Origin of the sequence: Photobacterium malacitanum (assembly GCF_900185615.1) — a bacterium.
GTDB lineage: Bacteria > Pseudomonadota > Gammaproteobacteria > Enterobacterales > Vibrionaceae > Photobacterium > Photobacterium malacitanum.
The window spans coordinates 576,393-596,171 of the sequence record NZ_FYAK01000002.1 but is presented as its reverse complement, the minus strand read 5'-3'; the positions used below and the strand labels follow the sequence as shown (position 1 = coordinate 596,171).

The window sequence follows — 19,779 nt, the reverse complement described above, 5'->3', positions numbered from 1 at the left end:
ATTCATTTTGGATTCATTTTCATTGATTAATATAAAGCTATTGATTGCACTATTTATACACTCAGTTTTTAATTACTTTTAAGTTATATAAATAGACATTAGAGGTTTATATGAAACGTTTAGCGGTGGCAATTTCAGGTATCATTGCTATTACCTGTTTAAGTACAGCAGCGTGGGCTGATTCTAGTATCAAAACGATCAAAGTTTATGAAAACCCAAGCGTCACTTCTGCAGTTGTGGAAACAATAAAATCAGATGTGCCATTAATTACTATTTACCAAAATAATGGTTGGGAAAAAGTAGGCGATGCAACCAATGGTAATACTGGTTGGATTCAAAGTGTTGATCGACAAATGATAGCTAAGGCAAATACCAAGGTACTGCCAGATCAAACGACTAATACTGTAAAAACCAAAGATGGCGAAAAGAGTGTGACCAAAGGTGTTCTACAAACGCCACAGGGGCCATTTCATTATGAAATAGTGCAATTCCAAGGTAATGGTCATAATCAAAAATTAGATAAGAAATTTTTTGATGCGATGCAAAAACAGCAACTTGAAATGAATCAAGCATTTGCAAACTCTTGGAATACTATGGCTAATCCAAGTGATTTTAATACTATGCAATCTAACATGATGAAGTTAATGCAGCAGCAACAACAGCAAATGTTAGCGATGCAGCAACAATTTAAGCAAGCAGGCATAACATCACCTACGCATGTTAAATTAAATACCCATGTTGCAACTCCTGCAAAAGATACTGCAACGACAGTTGCTACGCCAGCAGCTGCGGCGGCAACCACGACCAAATAAAGCCATTGTATTATCCAGTGAATTTTAGTGGATAATACAATCTGACCAACCCTCTATTAATATTCTCGTTAATAGAGGGTTTTTTATTATTTATTGGTTTATGTCATCGTGATGATGGTCGCTTGAGTACATATTTCGTATGCTGTTGGTTTGGGTTTGTAGGTATAAATAATGATCACAGATATTCATTGTCATTTAGAGTCTGTCGCGCCTGAAAGCTTGGCCGCTTTTATTGCTGCAGGTAACAAAATTGGTGCTGTATCGATGACACTTGAGAGCGCACAGCAGTTACTGAAGTTAAAGCAGCAATATCCTGATGCTATAGCATTATTTTTAGGTGTTCATCCTGAAGTTAGAACTGATGAAACCATGATAGAAGCGGTGATAGCTTTGATTCATCAGCATCATGGTTTACTCAGTGGTATTGGCGAAATTGGTATACCGTTTTTTTATCTTGATGACAAAACGATGTTTGAAAAGCAGCAGTTAAAACAGCAGGGCGCACAATTAATGGCGCGGTTTGTTGCTCTAGCTGCTGAGTATGATTTACCCGTCAATCTCCATGTGGTGGAAGATGATATCGAATTAGCACTGCCAATATTGCAGCAATATGGTATCGAAGGAGCGTTATTTCATTGGTACGAAGGCTCTGCAATACAATTAGCTCAACTACAGCAATGTGGGCATTTTGTTTCAGCAGGTCCGTGGATTTTTGTCGATGATCATTATTGGCAATTTGTGCAAACCATACCACTGTCAATGTTGTTAGTTGAATCTGATGCGCCATGTAAATATAACGCTGAAAAAGGAGATCCAAGTATGGTGGTGAATGTCGTTGCAGCACTAGCCAAGCACCACCAAATATCGATTGAGCAGTTAACCAATATATTAGCTGCTAATACTTGCCGTTATTTGAGAAAGTCGCTGTAAATAACGATGCCGTTACCTTGATAGTTTCAACAGCAGTCTATTTTTATATAAAGCGGACGAATAACAGCGTAGGATGAACCAAATATAAAAAATAGGGTGCGCATAGGTGCACGAATAAAAAATTATGCAATTAACAGCAAAAGCCTCACAAAATCGCGCTTTACTTATTTCAATCCAAACTCCGCAATTTAAAGGTGATGAAGCAAAAGCATCACTGGCTGAATTAGCCCGTCTGGTTACCACGCTTGGGTTTAAAGTTATTGGTACACAATCACAAAAACTCAGTTCAACTCAACGCATGAATGTGCTTGGTTCTGGTAAAATGGCAGAAATAGCCCACCTGACTGGCAATCAAGGCATAGTAGACGATTTCGATGATGATGATGACATTGTTGATGAAATGCTTTTTAGTGAATTACCGTCTGAAGATTTACCTTTTGGTTGTGCTGATGTCGTGGTTTTTGATTGTGATTTAAGTCCATCACAATTACGTAATGTTGAAAATCAACTGGGCGTTGAGGTTTTTGATCGTACCGGTATTATTATTGAAATATTTAGTCGTCATGCGCGTACTCGAACAGCACGACTACAAGTTGAGATAGCACGGCTTAATTATTTAGCACCACGCCTGCGTGAATCAACCAGTGGCAATAAAGAACGTCAAATGGGCAAAGGTGCGGGCGAAACCACACTGGAACTTGATCGCCGTAAAATACGAGACCAACTCGCTGAGTTAAGGCGTGAACTCGCTAGTGTTCAAAATGAACTTAAAGGTCGTCGTGCTCAACGTTCAGAACTTTTCTGTGTTGCGTTAGTCGGTTATACCAATGCGGGTAAATCATCAATGATGCGTGCTTTAACTGGCAGTGAAGTGTTGGTGGAAAACAAATTGTTTGCGACGCTAGATACTACTGTGCGTGCGTTACAGCCGATTACTCAGCCACGTATTCTAGTATCAGATACGGTTGGTTTTATTAAGAAACTGCCTCATGACTTGGTGGCGTCGTTCCACTCAACATTGGCAGAAGCGCATGATGCCTCTTTATTGTTATATGTGGTTGATGCTTCTGATGCCTCTTTCCGTTCGCAACTTGATGTAGTTCATGAGGTATTACATCAAGTGGGTGTCGATGATATTCCGAAGCAATTGGTGCTAAATAAATCTGACCAATTGAGTCTTGAGCAACAACAGGCATTAATGGCTGAGTTCCCTGATGCGATCATGACATCGACCCGCAATCCCGCTGATATTACTAAATTGCATCAATATATCGTCAGTGTGGCGCAAGATGAGATGGTGGCAGATGAAATTATCGTACCTTATACCGCTAATGGTATTATCGGTGAAATTCGCTCAACCATGAGTGTGACGAAGGAAGAATATGAATATGAGCATATTACTTTCACTGTTCGCTCTAATCCAATTAACTTAGCGCGCCTTAAAAAGCAAATGCAAAATAACGACTAATCAATAAGCGCCGTAATTAATAACCGAATGATTGGGTTAATAAATTGCGGCGTATTTAATAACAGGTTCAATAACTGTGGCGTTGTTTTAGCGCTACGCGAGCAACGGATTGATCTTTTGTTGCTCAATAATACCGCACTGAACTAAAAGTTTTTTCTCATTCGCTGTTAACCGTTGGCGGAAGAACAGCAATGTTGTCAGTATATCGATAACGTCATTATATTCGGTTGGATTTAGCAGGCTTAAACTTTGTAATAGCAATGTCGGTGATTCAATATCCGTCAGTGTTATAGGTACTTGCTTATAAATCTCGTCATAAAACAATTCTAAATTGACATCACATTCTTGTTTATAGCTTTGGCGTACGGCAATACTGCGTAATAGCGCCGTGCGATAGGTTAACGATACCTGTTTTTGTTGGTGCTGTGCTACTTGATTTAGTACATAAATTCGCGCTGAAATCCGCAGTCTTACTTCACGTAAGGCTTTTTGTTGGACCCATGCATCCCAAAATCCGGTAATTAAGGTTGAAATTAATGGAATATAAACGCGTACACTGCTGCGAGACATTGATTTCTGTAAGATAGCTTTTATGACAAAATTACTCAGAATATCTTTACCAGAATACAGAGCAACTTTGATATAACGAAACTTACTGAGTTCTTTATAGGGCTTTATACCATGAATATTGTCAATGGGTTCGGAGAGTTCCATCACAGCGCGGACTAATGACGCTTTCATTTTGTCACAGAGGTGATTTTCAACACTGGCACGGTTTATCAGTAATGCCGTAGTTATAAAACCAATTTCAAATAGTAGCAGTAACTCTAAGCCAATAAAGATAATATTGAGCAGTAGCAGTTTAATCAGGTTGTCCAACGCTAACCAATTCTCACCTAAGAGTTCAAGATAAATTTCAAATGCGACAATAACAAATGTTGTTGTGAAACCAATCAAGAATGATAAGCCAACACAAAGCTGACAGAGTCTTTTATCTGATATGTGTGTCAGTAGTGGTTGTTGGCGATTAAGGTGTTTTTCAACGCGGCGAATGCCCCATTGTTCGATTTTATGTTCAATCATAGCGGGTAAAAATTGGACTCACAATTTAGTCTAGAAATAACGCAACAGGGTGATTGCTGCGTATTCTAAATCGAGTTTGGCTAAAGGCGTACCAATTTTAGTGAATTATTTACAGGATCACACGAAAGTGATTTTATTAAAGATAATTAGGCGATTGTTCACGTTAAGATGAGCGATTATTAACTCATTTTTGCTCTTTATCACTACCTTTAAAGCCTAAAAATGATAATTGCTTTTTAGCCGCAGCCGGTGGGGTATAACGACTATCACCATCTTTTTCTTCAACCACAGGGTGACTCGAAACGGGCAGTAATCGAAAAATAGCAAAGCCGCCTTCTTTACGAACAAAGGCAATTTGACGATGAAGTAACTTATCATTTTCACTGGTAGCAGCTAATACTTGGTCTTTTATTAATGCAAGTGGAGCTATCATGGCTTGGCAGTGGTAGACCTTGTAACTGTAATCGGTAAATAGACGGCAAGGTGCATCAAGTGTAAAGGTTTCCCCTGGAAGCAGATGGCGACTGTTTTCTACTGCGCGATTGATGTCCATGATATTTGCAGCAAATGCACAAGAGGCGTTAAAGCTGATGCCTGTAATCACTAACAAGCTGGTGGTAATGATTTTTTTCAGCATGGTTGTTCCTACTGTTAATCTAAGTTGAATGCAAAAAGCCAATATCTTGGAATGATAACATTCGTTGATATTGGCTTCATTATAGAATGCGTTGAATTTAGTGTAGGTTAAGCTGCTGCAAACTCATTCAGTAATTCTTTCTGACGCTCGCTAAGGTTCAATGGCGTTTCAATCACAAGTTGAACAATTAAATCACCGGTGTTGCCTTTACGATCAGTTACCCCTTTACCTTTAAGACGGAATTTACGGCCGTTTTGAGTACCTTCAGGGATTTTCAAACTAATCGCGCCGCCTAGGGTATTCACTTCCACTTTACCGCCCAATGCTGCGGTAACAAAATCAGTGGTTGCTTTACAAAGTAGGTTATTGCCTTCACGCGTGTAACGAGGATGAGGAAGGATATTCATTTGAATATAAACATCACCTTGACTACCACCGTTAATGCCCGGATGACCTTTACCCGTTAAGCGAATGCGTCCGCCATCTTCGATGCCTGCAGGGATCTTGATGTTAAGCTTTTTATTGGTTTGAGTATTACCTTCAAAGACGGGTAAATCAATAACTCGTGATGCGCCATTGATAGCATCTTCAAGGTCGATTTCCATTGTGTATTGAAGATCTTCACCTTTTTGAGGGCGAGTCGAATGACGGCCACCGAAACCACCTCGACCCCCACGCGCATTAGAGAACATATCGCCAAATGCACCACCAAAAATATCTTCAAAATCGCTGTAGCCACCTTGTTGACCAAAACCGTGATGACCGCCGCGTTGACCACCACCCATGCCTGGATTTTCAAACGCATTATGACCAAATTGGTCGTAAGCTGCGCGTTTTTCTTTATCCGTTAGTATTTCATAGGCCGCTTTTACTTCTTTAAATTTATCGGCTGCGGTTGGATCATCAGGATTTTTATCGGGATGGAATTTCATTGCTAGCTTTTTGTAAGCTTTCTTAATTTCTTTCTCAGAAGCAGTTTTGGCGACACCAAGAACTTCATAAAAATCGCGTTTTGACATTGGTAACACCTCTTATCCCCATCGGGACAACTATCTGGAACATTCTAAATCATCGAATTAAGCATATAATAACCAAAAACAGCTCCATACTTAAACGGTTAATGATTTAAACAGGCACAGATAGTTAGCCTAATGGGATCTCTCTTATTGTGATCGTTGAAAAGGGCGAGAGATAAAGATCTCTTCGCCCATTGTTATTGTGAAGTTTTTACTATGTGCTGTTGATTACGGCAGAGCCAGTTATCGATACAGTAACAATAGTGTTTTACTTCATTTCTTCAAACTCAGCATCGACAACGTCATCATCTTTCGCTGTTTGTTGTTGGTTAGCGTCAGATTGTCCTTGAGGATTTGCTTGGGTTTGAGCCTGAGCATGTTCCATTATTTTTTGTGCCGCAGCCATTAACGCTTGAGTTTGAGTATCTATCGCGGTTTTATCATCGCTAGATTTAACCGCTTCAAGTGCTGTGATAGCTGCTTCAATGTTAGCTTTTTCTGCTTCAGGGAAACTTTCACCTGCTTCAGTTATTTGCTTACGGGTACTGTGAATTAATTGGTCAGCTTGGTTACGGGCAATGACTAACTCTTCAAACTGCTTGTCAGCGTCTTTGTTAGCTTCTGCTTCTTGAACCATCTTTTCAATTTCTGCATCCGTCAAACCACCTGAAGCTTGAATGGTGATTTTTTGTGCTTTACCTGTCGCTTTATCTGTGGCTGATACATTTAAAATACCATCCGCATCTAAATCAAATGTCACATCAATTTGTGGCATACCACGCGGTGCAGCTTGAATACCTTCAAGGTTAAACTGACCTAATGACTTATTATGTACCGCTTGTTTACGCTCACCTTGAAGAACATGGATCGTTACTGCATTTTGGTTATCTTCAGCAGTCGAGAACACTTGATTCGCTTTTGTTGGAATAGTTGTGTTCTTATCAATCAAGGTTGTCATCACGCCACCCATGGTTTCAATACCAAATGACAGCGGTGTTACATCAAGTAATAGCACATCTTTAACATCACCCGCTAAAACACCCGCTTGGATAGCTGCACCCATAGCAACAGCTTCATCTGGGTTAACGTCTTTACGTGGCTCTTTGCCAAAGAAATCAGTGACTGCTTTTTGTACCATTGGCATACGTGTTTGACCACCAACCAAGATAACATCAGTAATGTCACTTATGTTCAAGTTCGCATCTTTTAAAGCTAATTTTACAGGCTCTAGTGTGCCTTGTACTAGGTCTTCAACCAGTGATTCCAATTTTGCACGTGTGATCTTAACATTCAAGTGTTTAGGACCCGTAGCATCCGCTGTAACGTAAGGTAAATTGACATCAGTTTGTTGTGCTGATGATAATTCGATCTTCGCTTTCTCAGCCGCTTCTTTTACACGCTGCATTGCCAGTGGATCATGTTTAAGGTCGATACCTTGATCTTTCTTAAATTCACTTACTAGGTAGTTAATGAGACGAGTATCAAAGTCTTCACCACCAAGATGGGTATCACCATTGGTTGCTAATACTTCAAAGGTTTGCTCGCCATCGACATTATCAATTTCAATAATAGAAATATCAAATGTACCACCACCTAAATCATAAACCGCAATTACGCTGTCACCGGACTTTTTATCAAGACCATAAGCTAATGCTGCCGCTGTTGGTTCGTTGATAATACGCTTAACATCGAGACCTGCAATACGACCGGCATCTTTTGTTGCTTGACGTTGGGCATCATTAAAGTAAGCAGGCACAGTAATAACGGCACCAGTGACTTTTTCACCCAAGTATTCTTCTGCTGTTTTTTTCATTTTCTTCAATATTTCAGCAGAAACTTGTGGTGCTGCCATTTTTTGGCCTTTCGCTTCAACCCATGCGTCGCCATTATCTGCTTTGACAATTTTGTAAGGCATGATATCAAGATCGCGTTGGATCTCATCATCTTCAAAGCGACGACCAATTAAACGCTTAATTGCAAACAAGGTATTTTCAGGGTTAGTCACTGCCTGACGTTTTGCAGGTTGTCCGACTAAGGTTTCACCATCTGTGTAAGCAATAATTGATGCTGTGGTACGTTCACCTTCAGCATTTTCAATAACACGTGCAGTATCACCGTCTAAAACAGCAACACAAGAGTTAGTTGTACCTAAGTCAATACCGATAATCTTACTCATATTTAATATCCTTTGTATGTCAGATTGATTAGTTTTTCTTATTCGAACAGCGGTTATTAATCTGCCATTAAGATCCATGAAAATCGTTCATGTGATTCTTTGGAATAGTAATAATCAATCCAACTAAATTTTTTGAATAACCCTTAATAGGGTTGAATACTGATGGAGCTATTAGGTCATTGCCAAAATAATGGCGATATTGATGAGGCTAATAGCTCAACGTTATTACTAGAGGAGCACTGATAATGGCGAGCTTTACTCAGCCGTTGGTGCTACTGATGCTGATTGTCCAATTGTGATTTTACGTGGTTGCATCGCTTCTGGTACTTCACGGAAAAGATCAATATGTAGCAGACCATTTTCAAGATTAGCACCAACAACACTTACGTAATCAGCAAGTTGGAATTTACGTTCAAAGTTACGCTCAGCAATACCCTGGTAAATAAAGTTCTTGTCTTCTTCTGGTGCACGAGTACCAGTTACAACAAGCATATTCTCGTTTTGAGTAAGATCTAAACGCTCTTCAGAGAAACCTGCAACTGCCATAGTGATACGGTAGTTGTTCTCATCTGTTTGTTCGATATTGTACGGAGGGTATCCGGCTGCTTGGGTTTTAGTATTGCTTGCTTCAACAAGATTAAACAAGCGATCAAAGCCAATAGCATGACGGTATAGGGGAGTGAAATCTACATTACGCATAAAAACTATCCTCAATAATAAGCAATAGTCTTAGTTGTTTGTTAAGTATGTCGTTAGCGACAAGGTGACTTAACAGCAAACTAAGTGAATCAGTCCGTAATAGGATCTTGATTCGATATATAAAGTGCTAATAAGGCATTCCCTAATAAGGCGAATCTTAGTAGCGGCTTGAACTCCATTTGGCAGTTCGTGTAATTAATATATGCTTCCGGTGGTGAACCGTCAACACTTTTTGATTAGATTTTCTAATGTTTTTTGATGATTTATTCTAACGTTTTGATTTTTAAAAAATATTCACACTAAAATATTGCATTACATTTTATTAAATAGGTGTCTTGATTGATGAACCATCAGCATTTCGCCGTATTCTCATCCTTACTTAGTAATAGATGAGGGCAAAAAAAGCCTTTTCAAGCGTTATAAGTAGAGAAATTTTACAGGTGAGTATTGCACTATTATTTATGTGGTGTTGATTACAGTAATCATACGCTAAGCATGATAAAAAATAATAATAGCTATATTATCAATTGGTTAAGAATACTTATTTAAATGCTATGATGCAGTAATACGAGTGATTATTGATATGTCTGAAACCTTGATTCCTAATATTGTTGAGTTTATGGCGACGGTTGACCCATTTGATAAGCTCGATAGAAAAACATTGCGTGATATCGCTGGAATGATCACTATTCGCTATTTTGGTAAGGGAGAGGTGATTGACTTACAAGAAAGTGATCAACTGTATTTATTGCGAACAGGGGCTGTTGAACAGCGTAACCTTGATGGTAGCTTACGAGCTAAATTAGCCGCAGAAGACTTTTTTGGTTTTTCTCGATTAACTCAGCAAGAGACGAATATCGCGAGTGATCCTTATACCATTACCGTGATTGAAGATGCGCTAATTTATTGTTTGTCTATTAACACATTGCTAGCCAGATTAAATGATCAACCGAATGCTTTAGCTCATTTTGCATCACATGCGCAAAGTCGACTTCAGAGTGGATTAAATGTTGTATGGTCACAACATGAAAAAGGATTATTTTTTAAACCGATTATTGAGGTACTTAATCCACAAATCGTGTTAGTTGAAAGTACCCAAACCATTCAAGCTGTCGCCACGGCGATGCGGGTAAATGCCAATTCTTCGTGTGCTTTTATTATGCATAATAATGACTTTATTGGCTTAATTACCGACAAAGATATGACTAAACGGGTGGTGGCTGACGGTATACCTATTACAGAGCAAATCACAACAGTGATGACGGAGATGCCTTATACCGTTAACCGTGATGATTTAGTGATCAAAGCTGCTGCATTGATGATGCAACATGGCATAAAAAACATTCCAGTGGTTGATAACGGCTTGCCAATTGGGGTCATTACACCCTCAGATTTAGTTCAAAATCACCGTATTCAAGCGATCTTTTTGATCGATAAAATTAATAAGATTGAACGGTTAGAGCAGCTGGCGGCATTTACAATTGAGCGACAAGCCATTTTTGAAGCTTTAGTTGAAGCAAAAGTTGCTATTAACGTGATTGGTCAAGTGATGGCTATGATTATGGATGCTTACAATCGTCGTTTAGTGATGATGGCTGAAGCTTATTTAGGCGCAGCTCCTTGTGATTATTGCTGGATAGTGGCGGGCTCTCATGCACGAAATGAAGTACATATGCTGTCTGATCAAGATCATGGCTTAATTTTAGCGAATAACGCGACCGAGGCTGATAGGGTATATTTTCATCATTTAGCCATGTATGTAAGTAAAGGGATGGCGTTGTGTGGTTACGCGTTATGCAGTGGGCGTTTTATGGCCGTTACTCACAAGTGGTGTCAGCCATTAGCGGTGTGGCAAGCGTATTATCAAAAGTGGGCAGTAAATCCTGAATATGATTTATTACTTGAAATGAGTGTTTTTCTTGATAGCCGCTATATTGCGGGAAACCCTCAGTTAGCGAATAAGTTGCAAACATGTATGTGTCAGCAATTAGCTAATAATGTGCGGCTAATATCTTCACTCGCTCGCAATGCATTAGTACAAAAGCCACCACTGAGTATTTTTAGAAATTGGGTTTTAGTTAAAGAGGGCGAAAATGCCAATACTCTTGATATAAAAACAGCAGCCTTGAGTATTATTGTTAATCTAATACGGGTGCAATATTTGCAATTAGTGTCACGATTATTCAGTAATAATGGCAGCGTTATCTATAAAACGAACACCGAAGAACGATTACAATTACTGTTAACGCATAAAGTCATTAATGAAGCCACGTTTAAAGACTTATTAAGTGCGTTTCAATTTATCACTCAGATCCGTTATAGCCATCAACTTCAAGCATTACAGCAAGGTAAAATACCGAATAACCATATTAATCCAAATGCTTTTAATAGTTTTGAACGTACACATTTACGCGAAACGTTTAAGTTGATCAGCCGTTATCAAGAAATAATCAGGATGAAGTATTGCTAGTGGAGACGATTAAGAAAGGACTTTTTAAGTGGTATCACCATCAATGGTGGCAACGTTTATTTGGTGATCATCTACGTGATTTACATCAGCGTAGAATGACGATATTGCAGCAATATCCTGATTTACCGCCACCAATTAAAGCGTTATTTAGTGCGCCGTTACCACCGCCATCAAGCTTGATTAATCAGTGGCCATTGTTGGCGCTTGATTTTGAAACAACGGGCTTTGATCCTCTGGAAGATCAGATCTTATCGGTGGGCTATGTGGTTATGACAGCTAATACTATTGATATGAGCACATGCGTCAGTGAATTTGTTAACTCTGATGCGATCATTAAATCTAATAGCGCAGTTATTAACCATATTGATCATGCGACGCTATTACAAGGCTTAACCTTAGATGAGGTTATGACACGAATGTTGGTTGCTTTAACGGGCAAAATTGGTGTCGCTCATGGTTGCTTTATGGAGCAAGGTTTTATAAGTGCTTATTTACAAAATAAATATCATCTCAATGATTGTCCGTTGCTGTGGCTAGATACGCTACCATTGTATCAATCTTTATACAGTAACCAAATATCACATCAGGATGCACGTTTAGGCTCTGCTCGTCAGCGTGTAGGTTTACCTGAATATCAGGCCCATCATGCATTATTTGACGCTGTGGCCTGTGGAGAACTTTTAATGGTACTCATTCATAAAATTTACGGTAATAACGTGCCGAATTTAATTCAATTATTAAAGCGATACTAAAGTTAATATCTGTTAATTATATATATAAACATCACACGATGCGCACATGATCTACACTGAGATTAAAGCGAAATTTCGTTTTGGTTTGCTAGTAAGGGATTAGATAGCATGAATGTTTTTATCCGGCGTTATTTACCGGTGATGATTTTATTGTTATTTGTGGCATTGTCGGTCGGGCTATTTCTAAATCGTTCCCAGCCTCAGCAAAAAGTCGCTGAGACGATTATGCCAGTGCTTGAAGTAGTGGCAATTAAAAAACAGCAGTATCCGTTTGATATTAATTCTTATGGTATGGTGCAGCCTAAGCATCAGGCAGAAATTGTCGTACAAGTAAGCGGTATTGTTGATCGTGTAGCACCGCTATTTGCTGTGGGTCAATTTGTTCGAAAAGGTGATATTTTAGCGTATTTAGATGACGATGATTATCACGCTGATCTTGCTCAAGCACAGGCAACATTGGCGCAAGCGAAAGCATTATTAGAGCAAGAAATTGCGCGTGGGATTGTAGCAAAGAAAAGTTTACGAAATATTGCGACGGCTAAGCAATCAGCATTAGGGTTACGTATTCCTCAACGGCAACAGCAACAAGCGAATGTTAAATTTGCACAAGCAGCGCTAGCTCGTGCTCAACGTAATGTTACGCGTACAATAATTACCGCGCCCTTTGATGGTTTAATTACCGAAAAGCATATAAATGTTGGTAGCCACGTTAATATTGGTGAACAACTAGGTATGATATATGGCACTGATACAGCTCGGATTCGGCTGCCAGTTACACCACAAGCTTTCTCCTTTATTGATGCAAATCCGCTTAATACTAGCGTTACTCTCTCCAATCAACCTCATGCTCAAACAGTGCAACAGTGGAGCGCTCGTTTTATTGGCACAGAAGAGGTTATCGATCCACAAACTCGAATGATTTACCTGTTGGTTGATGTTGCTGATCCTTACCAATTGACTTTGCCAAATCAACAACGCACTGAGGTGTTAAATTTTGGCTCCTTTGTGACTGCAAAAATTGCAGCAAAACCGGTTGTCAATGCGGTGCGATTACAGCGACATATGATCAGGAATGAACATGTGGTGTTAGTTGGTGCTAATGGACGAACCCAAATACGAAAAGTTGAAATTGCGCGAACAGATCTTGAGCATGCCTATATAAGTGCCGGATTAGATGAAGGCGAATTAGTGTCAATAACTTGGCCTGATAATCACCTTGAAGGGACTGCTGTTACAACAGTATTAAATCAGCCGCCATTGAGACCGACTGATTTGAAACAGCAACCCGCACTTACGGCTATTCATTCTAAGGTTGCAGATAACGGGGAGTAGGGAATGGAGCCATCAGGGATCATTGCTTGGTTTACGCGCAACCATGTCGCAGCTAATTTATTAATGTTATTGGTCATTATTGGTGGCTTATTTTCAGTCAAACTGATTAATAAAGAGATATTTCCTGCCTTTGGTACCAATAAAATAACTATCTCTAGCCAATATACCGGGGCTGCTGCCGCTAATATCGAGCAAGGGATCATCGTTAAAATAGAGCAAGCGGTTGATGATATAGCCAATATTAAACGGGTTACTGCAATTGCAAACCAAGGCACCGGAGTTGTAACACTCGAGCTCGATAATGACGCCGATGTTGATAAGGTATTAGATCAAGTAAAACAACGTATTGATGCTATAACGACCTTTCCTGCGCAAATGGAGCCACCGTTGATTCAACGCGCTGAGTTCATGAGTAATGTGATGTTTTTATCATTATATGGTGACTTAAGTGATCGACAATTAAAACGTTATGCGCAAATAGTTAAAGAAGAAATAATTCAGCAAACCAGCGCCACATCAGTCAATGTTACTGGGGTAAAAAATGATGAAATCGCCATTGAAATTCCTGCTCAGCAGTTACGTAATTATAACTTAACCATTGAACAGGTTGCGCAGACGGTACAGCAACACTCACTCGATTTACCCGCAGGAACGATAAAAGCACAAGATGGCGATGTATTAGTACGTACCACCGAACAGCTTTATCATGGTGATCAATTTGCTAATATTGTATTGCGTACTAATGCTGATGGCAGTCAATTGCGTTTATTGGATTTGGCAACGGTCACTGATGGTTTTGTCGAGAACACTGTATTAAATCGCTTTAATAAACAACGCGCTGCCGTTATACAAATTCGTAATCTTCCTAACCAAGACGCGACGCTAATATCGCAACAAATAACAGATTATGTCACCAATAAGAAAGCGCAATTGCCGCCAGGTGTATACATAGATACATGGGCCGATATGTCGCATTACTTAGAAGGACGGCTCAATATGATGCTGTCTAACATGCTGTATGGCGGGTTATTGGTATTTATTATTCTGGCGTTATTTTTAGAAATGAGATTGGCGTTCTGGGTATTATTAGGATTACCATTTTGTTTTTTAGGTACACTACTCTTTATGCCATTAGAGAGTATTAATATATCAATTAACTTATTGTCGTTATTTGGTTTTATTTTAGTTCTAGGGATTGTGGTTGATGATGCAATTGTAGTTGGTGAAAGTGTTTATTCTGAAGTAGAGCAGCATGGGCAAACTATAAACAATGTTATTAAAGGCGCGCAACAAGTGGCGATCCCCGCTACCTTTGGTGTTTTAACCACGATCGCGGCCTTTGTGCCGATGTTGTTGTCAGATAACCCACGCACCGAATTTTTTAAAGCTATTGGATGGGTGGTTATTTTATGCTTAACCTTTTCGTTAATTGAATCGAAACTGATTCTACCTGCACATTTAGCCCGCTCTCGCTTAGCTCAACCATCGCGGTGGAATAATCCATTATTGCGTATTAAATTACGCTTTAATCAGGCGGTAAATCGGTTTATTGATGTTCATTATCGACGTTTTATTATGACTGCTATTGCGCATCGGTATAGTGTATTAGCCACTTTTGTTGGTGTGTTGTGTTTAGCATTGGCGTTAGTGTTCAGTGGTCAATTACGGTGGGTGTTTTTTCCTAAATTGCCGTCTGATTATATTCAAGTATTGGTGGAAATGAACGATTCCAATTCAACAGAAAATAATATTAAGGTGATAAATCAATTAGAACAGGCTCTTTATCAAACAGATGAGGAAATTTATCAGCAGCAAGGTATTCATGTTATTAAACATAGCTTCGTTAATATGCAAGACAGTAACGACATGTTTGTGCTGGTTGAGTTAGAAAAAAGTGAAAGCTTACCGATAACGAGTTTTGATATTTTAGAACAATGGAAAGGCAATATTCCGCCCTTGGTTGGAGTAAAAACAATTTCTTATGAAGCTTCAATCGACCGTCAGAAAAGTGATATCCAATATAGATTACAAGGTGATAATAATCAGCAGCTTATGCAAGCAGCAACGCAATTAAAACAACAATTAGCACGCTATCAAGGGGTGTTTAATATTGAGGATGACTTATCAGCTCCGACACAAGAGATAAATATTACGCTAACCCCGATAGGGCAATTATTAGGGTTATCGGTAGCAAGTCTGACTCATCAAGTACAACACGCTTTTCAAGGGATTGAAGTTCAGCGCATTTTACGCAATAACGAAGAAGTGAAAGTCATTGTCCGTTACCCCTTTGGTGAACGTCGTAGTATTGGGGATCTTCAAAATATGCAAGTCACTCTAGCGGATGGCAGTTTAGTTCCTTTTTCGGAAGTAGCAACGCTAACGGTTATTCCAGCGCTTAACAGTATTAATCGAGTTGATAAACGCCGTACGTTGGTGGTAAGCGCTAATATACACAAAGATAACGTCTCTCCCTCAGAGATATATAGCAAGATTAACAAAGACTATTTACCGCAATTACGCCAACAATATTCAGCGATCACCATTCAATTGGATGGACAAGCAAAGGAAGAGCAACAAACCAAAGGGAGCTTAATTCGAGATGCGGTATTGGCGCTATTTGCTATTTTTGCCCTAATGGCAATACCATTACGCTCATATAGCCAGCCATTGATTGTTATGTCAGTGATCCCATTTGGTATTATTGGTGCGATAGCTGGGCATTATATCGCAGATATTTCACTGAATCTGCTGAGTGTATTTGGTATTTTGGCATTATCTGGAGTGGTGGTAAATGACTCATTAGTGCTGGTGGTGTTTATCAATCGTGCCTTAACACAAGGAGTGCCATTGTATGACGCTGTTACCGAAGCTGGATGTCGACGTTTTCGAGCGATTGTATTAACGTCACTAACGACTTTTTTTGGATTAGCGCCAATATTATTGGAAACTAGCTTGCAGGCACAAATTGTTATTCCTATGGCAACCTCGCTTGCGTTTGGTATTTTATTCGCAACCGTTGTCACTCTTGTATTAGTGCCTGCTTTATATTTAATTTTGAATGATATTAAACGAGGCTATCGACGCTTCTTTAATTTCTGGTGGCAGCCATCGCTTGATAAATAGTGTTGCTTAAAAACCGAAACCAAAACCAGCCGCAATACCGGCATTGTGTTGGCTATCATCAGAAGCCGCTAAAGTCACAATGCTATGTTGGCCAACATCAAATTTGCCTCCAATAGCCATTGCAGATTGGTTGCCATAGTTTGCTGCACCCATACCTATCGTGTAATGATAACCTTGTCGCATTGGAATCGAACTCATAGCCATCGCACTGGCAATACCGGCATTGGCTTGGTTATGTACTTTTTCAATACGATGAGTCAGCAGGTTTACTTTTTGATCTGTGTACTGATTTGCCGCTGATAATGTTGTAACAGCTTGTTGATCGGTATATGTCTTAGCATTGTTTAAGGTTGCGATGTTTTGTTGTGCAACATAGTGTTTCGTTTCCGTAACCGCAATTTGTTGTTGTTTATCCAGATATTGTTTTGCTTCTATGATAGCGTTATTTTTTTGTTGCTGAGTATAAATATGGCTTTGAGTCATTTGTTGATGTAATTGACCCATATTAACGGCATCAGTATTCGCTTTGCCATTTGCAACATGCTCTAAACGACGCTGAACCTTGGTATTACCAAAAGAAACTTGACCATCGTTTGATTGCGAGCCATTACCAATAGCAATCGAGTTTTTACCTGTTGCTTGAGCATGATCACCCAAAGCAATGGTAGTTGCATTTGCTGTCGCAGCACGGCCGATCGCAATAGCATTATCCCCCTTTGTTATCGAGCGATCTCCCATCGCAATGGCATTAGAGCCTGTTGCCTTGGACTCTGATCCTATCGCAATAGAACGGTAACTATTTGCAGTTGCACCAGATCCAAATGCAGACGCAGCATGACCATAAGTTTTAGCACGAGAGCCTATTGCAGTACTTTGGATACCTGTTGCCGATGAGGCGGCACCAAAAGCAGCAGCGCTGTTGTCGTTAGCATGTGCATTAGTACCGATTGCAATAGATTGGTTATTTGTACTTGATGCGGCTGCACCAATAGCAATTGCAGAATCTTTGCCTGAATCTGTTTTTGCTTGATAGCCAAGAGTAATGTTATTAGACAAAAGGTTTGATGGGCTATGAGCATTGGTAGGTGATGCATAGGTTATTGTTGATGTTGATAACATTGCAAGTACAGCACATGTTTTTTGATAGCTATTCATGATTAGCTCCATATGAAATAAGTAGTAATACTATTTCTTTCATATGAAAAGGTTAGAGCTATAAATAGAATTATATTTACCATTTTTTTAGTAACTATAATTATTATCAATAAGACGCCAATAATATAGAAAATAAGTATGTAAATATATTATTGATATCAATGAAAGCTTAAAGTGATTATTTTTTGACCTTGATATAATGTTTTTATTGATGTGATAAAAAATATGGAGTTGTTATTTATACAAGATAGAGCTAAAGCTCTAAATTCTATGATTGAGTCTAATTGTAATATAACTAAATAGCTATATTTCCTATCGGTAGGCTTGTTTAGTGTTTGTTTTTATTATTTTTTCTTTGGTTTATTTTTGTCGGATAAACAGGCGCTATAATCATTAAAGCCTTTTTTTTGACATTCAATAACCTTTTGTTTCATTTGTTCTAATTGTTGTCGATCACGTACCGAGTAAATATTTCCATTGAGACAAGATATCGAAATAACGCCATTCGGCTCGAAGTGATAACCTTCAACTTCACTTCCACAAGGATTAAACCCTAACCCGGCATTGACACTCACTTTGGTCGGAATCGCGCGTATACTCTCAGTTACACATCCAACTAATAATAGTGAAAATAAGCATGTATTAATAAATTGTTTCATAGAATAAACGGTTTTAGAATGAGAATTAAGGAACTATATTATAAATGAAATAAAAATAGATTTCTCGTTAGTAAATAAATCAATCAATATACAATTATAAACATGCAGATATAACTACCCACATGCTTATATTAAATTATTGAGTAGTTATTCTTCATCACTATTGATAATAGTAACTGGGCCATAATAGTGGTGGTGATGATGAGTGGTATGGTGATGGTGATGAGTTTCTTTATGTGCTGCGCCAACACCACCGTGAATATGGTGTCCATGTGATGGCTCGTGATCACGATATTGTTGATGATCTTTATTATGTTTATGTTTGGCATCGTCAGAGTAATGGCGTTCCATTGTCTCATGTGTTGATTCTTTCGTTTTTTGAGTTGCCATATTAAAAGCCTCTATTTTTCTATGATATATCAGGACTCACTAATCGTAGTTCATTTTTTATAATAAGCGCGATTATCATGTTGGTTTTATATCGTAAAATAAAAAAAGCAAATAATTTTAACTATAAGCTTTTGATATTGTTGGTTTATTTTTGTTTTGTGGTTTTTTGAATATTATGGTGATTATCATTAATTACATTAAAGTCAGTAGAAAATTAATATTATTGCAATATGGAATTAATGTTTTACGTTCAAATCGTTCGCAGAGTAACAGCGTAAGTGCTATAAAGTTGGCTGTTTAACGATGCGGACTACACCATGAATATCGACGAATTTAAAATATTATCAGTAGTGCTTATTTTTGTGACTACTGTACTTGCTGGTTTGTATCCGTTTTTTCGTAAATTTAAAACGACGCGACCTTTAGAGTCTCCTGCGGCAGAAGCCTTAGCGTCGGGCGTCTTTCTTGGTGCAGGTTTAATTCATATGCTGGGTGATGCCTCAACATCATTTTTAGATCATGGTATCGAGTATCCTATTGCTTTTGTATTAGCTGGCTGTGTCTTTTTGCTTCTATTATGGTTTGAACACTTAGGTCGTCGTTTAGATGAGCATGGTGATAGTAATAGTCCGGCATTTGCTATTTTAGCGATGATTATTTTATCTATTCATTCGTTATTAGCAGGCACAGTACTAGGATTAAGCGGTTCTATTACCATGATGGTGATGATTCTGATCGCTATTTTAGCGCATAAATGGGCTGCAAGCTTCTCATTAGCGGTTCAATTAAGTAAAAGTCGTTTATCATTGCGCCAGTCTTTATTAATGTTTGGGTTATTTACTTTAATGTTGCCGCTAGGGGTTGCGTTAGGATCGGGTGTTTTAGAATACACCAGCAGTTACCCATTATTAGAGCCTATTTTTTACTCATTAGCTGCTGGTACATTTTTGTATCTCGGCACACTACATGGCTTAAAACAATCTACCATGGTTGATAAATGCTGTGATTTAAAAAACTTCACATTCGTTGTGGTTGGCTTTCTATTAATGGCCGTAGTGGCTATCTGGACTTAAA

General features: G+C 38.8%; 16 protein-coding genes. 8 read left to right on the top strand and 8 right to left on the bottom strand.

The genetic code is table 11. From position 1 onward, the window contains the following. Positions 1–110: 110 nt before the first annotated feature. The 3 genes from PMAL9190_RS07845 to hflX all read left to right on the top strand — a co-directional run bounded on the left by PMAL9190_RS07845 (position 111) and on the right by hflX (position 3,210). Complete coding sequence (locus tag PMAL9190_RS07845) at positions 111–812, top strand: SH3 domain-containing protein (RefSeq protein WP_087844656.1); 702 nt, start codon at positions 111–113, stop codon at positions 810–812. A 171-nt stretch (positions 813–983) separates the two neighbouring features. After that, complete coding sequence (locus PMAL9190_RS07840; RefSeq protein ID WP_087844655.1) at positions 984–1,742, top strand: TatD family hydrolase; 759 nt, start codon at positions 984–986, stop codon at positions 1,740–1,742. 124 nt (positions 1,743–1,866) lie between these two features. Then, complete coding sequence (gene hflX, locus PMAL9190_RS07835; protein ID WP_087844654.1) at positions 1,867–3,210, top strand: GTPase HflX; 1,344 nt, start codon at positions 1,867–1,869, stop codon at positions 3,208–3,210. 93 nt (positions 3,211–3,303) lie between these two features. Here hflX and PMAL9190_RS07830 read toward each other — a convergent pair whose 3' ends face one another. From PMAL9190_RS07830 to PMAL9190_RS07810, 5 genes are all read right to left on the bottom strand, one after another. Next, entirely contained in the window at positions 3,304–4,293 is a 990-nt protein-coding gene (locus PMAL9190_RS07830; protein WP_087844653.1) for an LBF_2804 family protein, read from the bottom strand. A 184-nt stretch (positions 4,294–4,477) separates the two neighbouring features. Beyond that, entirely contained in the window at positions 4,478–4,930 is a 453-nt protein-coding gene (locus tag PMAL9190_RS07825; RefSeq protein WP_087844652.1) for a hypothetical protein, read from the bottom strand. 107 nt (positions 4,931–5,037) lie between these two features. Continuing rightward, a complete protein-coding gene (locus PMAL9190_RS07820) occupies positions 5,038–5,949 on the bottom strand; it encodes a DnaJ C-terminal domain-containing protein (RefSeq protein ID WP_087844651.1) in 912 nt (303 codons plus the stop codon). Between the two features lie 265 nt (positions 5,950–6,214). Continuing rightward, positions 6,215–8,122 carry a molecular chaperone DnaK gene (gene dnaK, locus PMAL9190_RS07815; RefSeq protein ID WP_087844650.1) on the bottom strand — a complete coding sequence of 636 codons (1,908 nt, stop codon included), beginning with the start codon at positions 8,120–8,122 and terminating at the stop codon, positions 6,215–6,217. Between the two features lie 255 nt (positions 8,123–8,377). Beyond that, positions 8,378–8,821: an Hsp20 family protein gene (locus tag PMAL9190_RS07810; RefSeq protein ID WP_087844649.1), complete on the bottom strand. Its 444-nt coding sequence runs from the start codon at positions 8,819–8,821 to the stop codon at positions 8,378–8,380. Positions 8,822–9,404: 583 nt separating this feature from the next. Here PMAL9190_RS07810 and PMAL9190_RS07805 point away from each other — a divergent pair. From PMAL9190_RS07805 to PMAL9190_RS07790, 4 genes are all read left to right on the top strand, one after another. After that, positions 9,405–11,291, top strand: a complete 1,887-nt coding sequence (locus tag PMAL9190_RS07805) for a DUF294 nucleotidyltransferase-like domain-containing protein (protein ID WP_144384332.1) — start codon at positions 9,405–9,407, stop codon at positions 11,289–11,291. Then, the gene (locus tag PMAL9190_RS07800) at positions 11,291–12,043 is read left to right on the top strand and encodes an exonuclease domain-containing protein (RefSeq protein WP_087844647.1); all 753 of its coding nucleotides are present in this window, start codon (positions 11,291–11,293) and stop codon (positions 12,041–12,043) included. Before PMAL9190_RS07805 ends, PMAL9190_RS07800 begins: the two co-directional genes overlap by 1 nt. A 108-nt stretch (positions 12,044–12,151) precedes the next feature. Next, positions 12,152–13,375, top strand: coding sequence for an efflux RND transporter periplasmic adaptor subunit (locus PMAL9190_RS07795; RefSeq protein ID WP_087844646.1), 1,224 nt, complete (start codon positions 12,152–12,154; stop codon positions 13,373–13,375). Positions 13,376–13,378: 3 nt separating this feature from the next. Then, positions 13,379–16,501, top strand: a complete 3,123-nt coding sequence (locus PMAL9190_RS07790) for an efflux RND transporter permease subunit (RefSeq protein WP_087844645.1) — start codon at positions 13,379–13,381, stop codon at positions 16,499–16,501. Between the two features lie 6 nt (positions 16,502–16,507). Here the strand turns inward: PMAL9190_RS07790 and PMAL9190_RS07785 are convergent, their stop codons facing one another. The 3 genes from PMAL9190_RS07785 to PMAL9190_RS07775 all read right to left on the bottom strand — a co-directional run bounded on the left by PMAL9190_RS07785 (position 16,508) and on the right by PMAL9190_RS07775 (position 18,705). Beyond that, positions 16,508–17,656, bottom strand: coding sequence for a YadA-like family protein (locus PMAL9190_RS07785; protein ID WP_159458373.1), 1,149 nt, complete (start codon positions 17,654–17,656; stop codon positions 16,508–16,510). A gap of 344 nt (positions 17,657–18,000) precedes the next feature. After that, entirely contained in the window at positions 18,001–18,315 is a 315-nt protein-coding gene (locus PMAL9190_RS07780; RefSeq protein ID WP_235004323.1) for a hypothetical protein, read from the bottom strand. A 147-nt stretch (positions 18,316–18,462) separates the two neighbouring features. Then, complete coding sequence (locus PMAL9190_RS07775; protein ID WP_087844643.1) at positions 18,463–18,705, bottom strand: hypothetical protein; 243 nt, start codon at positions 18,703–18,705, stop codon at positions 18,463–18,465. A 317-nt stretch (positions 18,706–19,022) separates the two neighbouring features. On the opposite strand from PMAL9190_RS07775, the gene PMAL9190_RS07770 reads away from it, so the two are divergent. After that, the gene (locus PMAL9190_RS07770) at positions 19,023–19,778 is read left to right on the top strand and encodes a ZIP family metal transporter (RefSeq protein ID WP_065166926.1); all 756 of its coding nucleotides are present in this window, start codon (positions 19,023–19,025) and stop codon (positions 19,776–19,778) included. The last annotated feature ends 1 nt before the right edge of the window (position 19,779 follow it).

What these genes read in the sequence shown, in the direction of transcription:
- PMAL9190_RS07795 (WP_087844646.1), top strand. Translation starts at nt 12,152, where the DNA reads ATGAATGTTTTTATCCGGCGTTATTTACCGGTGATGATTTTATTGTTA.
- PMAL9190_RS07820 (WP_087844651.1), bottom strand. Translation starts at nt 5,949, where the DNA reads ATGTCAAAACGCGATTTTTATGAAGTTCTTGGTGTCGCCAAAACTGCT.
- PMAL9190_RS07810 (WP_087844649.1), bottom strand. Translation starts at nt 8,821, where the DNA reads ATGCGTAATGTAGATTTCACTCCCCTATACCGTCATGCTATTGGCTTT.
- hflX (WP_087844654.1), top strand. Translation starts at nt 1,867, where the DNA reads ATGCAATTAACAGCAAAAGCCTCACAAAATCGCGCTTTACTTATTTCA.
- PMAL9190_RS07825 (WP_087844652.1), bottom strand. Translation starts at nt 4,930, where the DNA reads ATGCTGAAAAAAATCATTACCACCAGCTTGTTAGTGATTACAGGCATC.
- PMAL9190_RS07830 (WP_087844653.1), bottom strand. Translation starts at nt 4,293, where the DNA reads ATGATTGAACATAAAATCGAACAATGGGGCATTCGCCGCGTTGAAAAA.
- PMAL9190_RS07790 (WP_087844645.1), top strand. Translation starts at nt 13,379, where the DNA reads ATGGAGCCATCAGGGATCATTGCTTGGTTTACGCGCAACCATGTCGCA.
- PMAL9190_RS07775 (WP_087844643.1), bottom strand. Translation starts at nt 18,705, where the DNA reads ATGGCAACTCAAAAAACGAAAGAATCAACACATGAGACAATGGAACGC.
- PMAL9190_RS07840 (WP_087844655.1), top strand. Translation starts at nt 984, where the DNA reads ATGATCACAGATATTCATTGTCATTTAGAGTCTGTCGCGCCTGAAAGC.
- PMAL9190_RS07780 (WP_235004323.1), bottom strand. Translation starts at nt 18,315, where the DNA reads ATGAAACAATTTATTAATACATGCTTATTTTCACTATTATTAGTTGGA.
- PMAL9190_RS07785 (WP_159458373.1), bottom strand. Translation starts at nt 17,656, where the DNA reads ATGAATAGCTATCAAAAAACATGTGCTGTACTTGCAATGTTATCAACA.
- PMAL9190_RS07845 (WP_087844656.1), top strand. Translation starts at nt 111, where the DNA reads ATGAAACGTTTAGCGGTGGCAATTTCAGGTATCATTGCTATTACCTGT.
- dnaK (WP_087844650.1), bottom strand. Translation starts at nt 8,122, where the DNA reads ATGAGTAAGATTATCGGTATTGACTTAGGTACAACTAACTCTTGTGTT.
- PMAL9190_RS07770 (WP_065166926.1), top strand. Translation starts at nt 19,023, where the DNA reads ATGAATATCGACGAATTTAAAATATTATCAGTAGTGCTTATTTTTGTG.
- PMAL9190_RS07805 (WP_144384332.1), top strand. Translation starts at nt 9,405, where the DNA reads ATGTCTGAAACCTTGATTCCTAATATTGTTGAGTTTATGGCGACGGTT.